Source organism: Nonomuraea mesophila (genome assembly GCF_004352805.1).
GTDB classification, from domain to species: Bacteria; Actinomycetota; Actinomycetes; order Streptosporangiales; family Streptosporangiaceae; genus Nonomuraea; species Nonomuraea longispora.
The window spans coordinates 1-3,088 of the sequence record NZ_SMLD01000343.1; the positions used below are offsets into that span (position 1 = coordinate 1).

Annotated in this window: 2 protein-coding genes and 1 pseudogene; all 3 read left to right on the top strand. The window is 66.6% G+C overall.

The window, feature by feature from the left end; genetic code table 11:
- On the top strand, positions 1 to 1,089 hold a 1,089-nt coding region (locus E1295_RS47760), incomplete at its 5' end, for an enoyl-CoA hydratase-related protein (protein ID WP_246081253.1).
- Between the two features lie 16 nt (positions 1,090 to 1,105).
- A complete protein-coding gene (locus E1295_RS47765) occupies positions 1,106 to 2,635 on the top strand; it encodes a helix-turn-helix domain-containing protein (RefSeq protein ID WP_132641983.1) in 1,530 nt (509 codons plus the stop codon).
- Positions 2,636 to 2,705: 70 nt separating this feature from the next.
- Positions 2,706 to 3,088: pseudogene (locus E1295_RS47770) on the top strand (tyrosine-type recombinase/integrase); the annotation flags it as partial.

Sequence of the window (3,088 nt, forward strand, 5' to 3'; positions counted from 1 at the left end):
GCGCAGTTGTGTGATCTTCCGGTGCGGGTGTTCGACGTGTATCGGGGTCCGGAGGTGCCGGGTGAGGTGCCGGGTGAGGTGGTGGCGCGGCGTGAGGGGGCCGTGCTGGTGCGTACGGGTGATGGTTCGGTGTGGGTGGGGCATGTGCGGTTGGAGCGTGAGGGGGCGGTGAAGTTGCCGGCGGCGATGGCGTTGGGTGAGCTGGTGGCGGCGGCGCCGGAGCGGTCGGGGTACAGCGAGATCACGTATGACCGTAGTGATGGTGTGGGGGTGGTGAGTTTCGACTTCTACAACGGGGCGATGTCGACGGAGCAGTGCCGGCGGTTGGCGGCGGCGTTGCGGTATGCGGCGGCGCAGGATACGCGGGTGCTGGTGGTGCGTGGTGGGGAGGTGTTCTCCAACGGCATTCATCTGAATGTGATCGAGGCGGCGCGGCATCCGGAGTTGGAGGCGTGGATGAACATCAACGCCATCAATGCGGTGTGCCGGGAGATCGTGGGGTGTACGGGGCAGTTGGTGGTGACGTCGCTGGGCGGTAATGCCGGTGCCGGTGGGGTGATGATGGGGCTGGGTGCGGATCGGGTGATCGTGCGTGATGGGGTGGTGTTGAATCCGCATTACCGGACGATGGGGTTGTTCGGGAGTGAGTTCTGGACGTATGTGCTGCCGCGTCGGGTGGGGGCTGAGCAGGCGTTGCGGTTGACGCAGGAGGCGTTGCCGATCGGGGCGGCTGAGGCGGTGGAGCTGGGGCTGGCGGACAAGATGCTGGTGGGGTCGCGGTTGGATTTCGAGCGTAGGGTGCTGGAGTACGCGGAGCGGCTGGCGGTGGATCCGGGTTACGATCGGTTGCTGGCGGGGCGTCGGGCGGCGCGGGAGGCTGATGAGCGGCGTAAGCCGTTGGATGCGTTCCGGGCTGAGGAGCTGGCGGAGATGAGCCGGGACATGTTCGATGATCAGAATGGGTTCCGGGCGGCTCGGCGGGCGTTCGTGCACAAGGTGAAGGCTGAGGCGACGCCGGAGCATTTGGCGGTGCATCGGGGGTTGTCCGGCGCGTCGGTGGTGTCGGAGGCCGAGGCATCTCATATGTGAGATATGGTCTCGTGTTGTGGCAGATGATTACCTTGTGCGGATCGGTCGGTTGATCCGGGATGCGCGTCAGCATCGTGGTTGGACGCAGCTGCAGTTGGCGGATGCGCTGGCGACGAGTCAGAGTGCGGTCAACCGGATCGAGCGCGGCAATCAGAACATCAGTCTTGAGATGATCGCCCGGATCGGCGAGGCGCTCGACAGTGAGATCGTGTCCCTGGGTTATGCGGGGCCGATGCATCTGCGGGTGGTGGGGGGTCGCCGGCTGTCGGGTTCGATCGATGTGAAGACGTCGAAGAACGCGTGTGTGGCGTTGTTGTGCGCGTCTTTGCTGAACTCGGGGCGGACGATCCTGCGTAAGGTGGCGCGGATCGAGGAGGTCTACCGGATTCTGGAGGTGCTCGCGTCGATCGGGGTGCGGGCGCGGTGGATCAATGAGGGCAGTGATCTGGAGATCGTTCCTCCGGCGCGGTTGGAACTGGAGGCGATGGACACGGAGGCTGCTCGGCGTACCAGGAGTGTGATCATGTTCCTGGGGCCGTTGATGCACCGGACGGAGCAGTTCCAGATTCCGTACGCGGGTGGGTGTGACCTGGGGACGCGCACGGTGCAGCCGCACATGTCGGCGTTGCGGCCGTTCGGGCTGGACATCACAGCGACGGGCGGGTTCTATCACGCGCGGGTGGATCGGGGGGTGTCGCCGTCGCGGCCGATCGTGCTGACGGAGCGGGGTGACACGGTGACGGAGAACGCGCTGCTGGCGGCGGCGCGGCATGACGGGGTGACGGTGATCCGTAACGCCTCGTCGAATTACATGGTGCAGGATCTGTGTTTCTTCCTGGAGCAGCTCGGGGTGCGGGTGGAGGGGGTGGGGACGACGACGTTGACGGTGCACGGGCTGGCTTCGATCGATCGGGACGTCGATTACTCCCCTTCTGAGGATCCGGTGGAGGCGATGAGCCTGCTGGCGGCGGCGGTGGTGACGTCGTCGGAGCTGACGATCTGCCGGGTGCCGGTGGAGTTCCTGGAGATCGAGCTGGCGGTGCTGGAGGAGATGGGGCTCGATTGTGACCGTGGGCGGGAGTACGCCGCGGCCAACGGGCGGACGCGGCTGGTGGATCTGACGGTGCGGCCGTCGAAGCTGGTCTCCCCCATCGACAAGATTCATCCGATGCCGTTCCCGGGGCTGAACATCGACAATGTGCCGTTCTTCGCGGCGATCGCGGCGTCGGCGCAAGGTTCGACGTTGATCCATGACTGGGTGTACGACAACCGGGCGATCTATCTGACGGAGCTGACGCGGCTGGGTGCGTCGGTGAAGTTGCTGGATCCGCATCGGGTGCTGGTGGAGGGTCCGACGCGGTGGCGTAGTGCGGAGATGATGTGCCCGCCGGCGTTGCGGCCGGCGGTGGTGGTGCTGCTGGCGATGATGGCGGCGGAGGGCACGTCGGTGCTGCGGAACGTGTATGTGATCAACCGGGGTTATGAGGATCTGGCGGAGCGGCTGAACGCGCTGGGGGCGCGGATCGAGACGTTCCGCGACATCTAGCGTTTGTGTCGGTGCCGGCCGCTACGGTCTTGCTGGAATCGTGTGGTGTCCAGCGAGAGGGTGGTGGCCGGTGCGGCCTGCGGAGCTCGACCGGGTGACGGTGGCGGAGGCGGCTGACCGTTATGTGGAGTTGGTGCGGGCGAGGACGGTGACGGGGGCGTTGTCGCCGTCGACGGCGGAGGTTTACGCGCGGGACGTGGCGACGCTGGTGGAGCTGGCGGGCGAGTCGACGGTCCTGGACGATCTGACGGGCGCGGACGTCGATGCGATTCTGCTGGCGTTCGCGCGCCGGCCCGACGGCAGGCGCGCTGCGGGCTCGCGGGGGCAGGGTGAGAAGCAGGGTGGGCAGTCGCCGGCGTCTCAGGCGAGGTTCAGGCGGTCGATCTCGGCGCTGTTCAAGCATGCGGCGCTGGCCGGGTGGGTGCAGCTCAATCCGATGACGGGGTCGGCGGT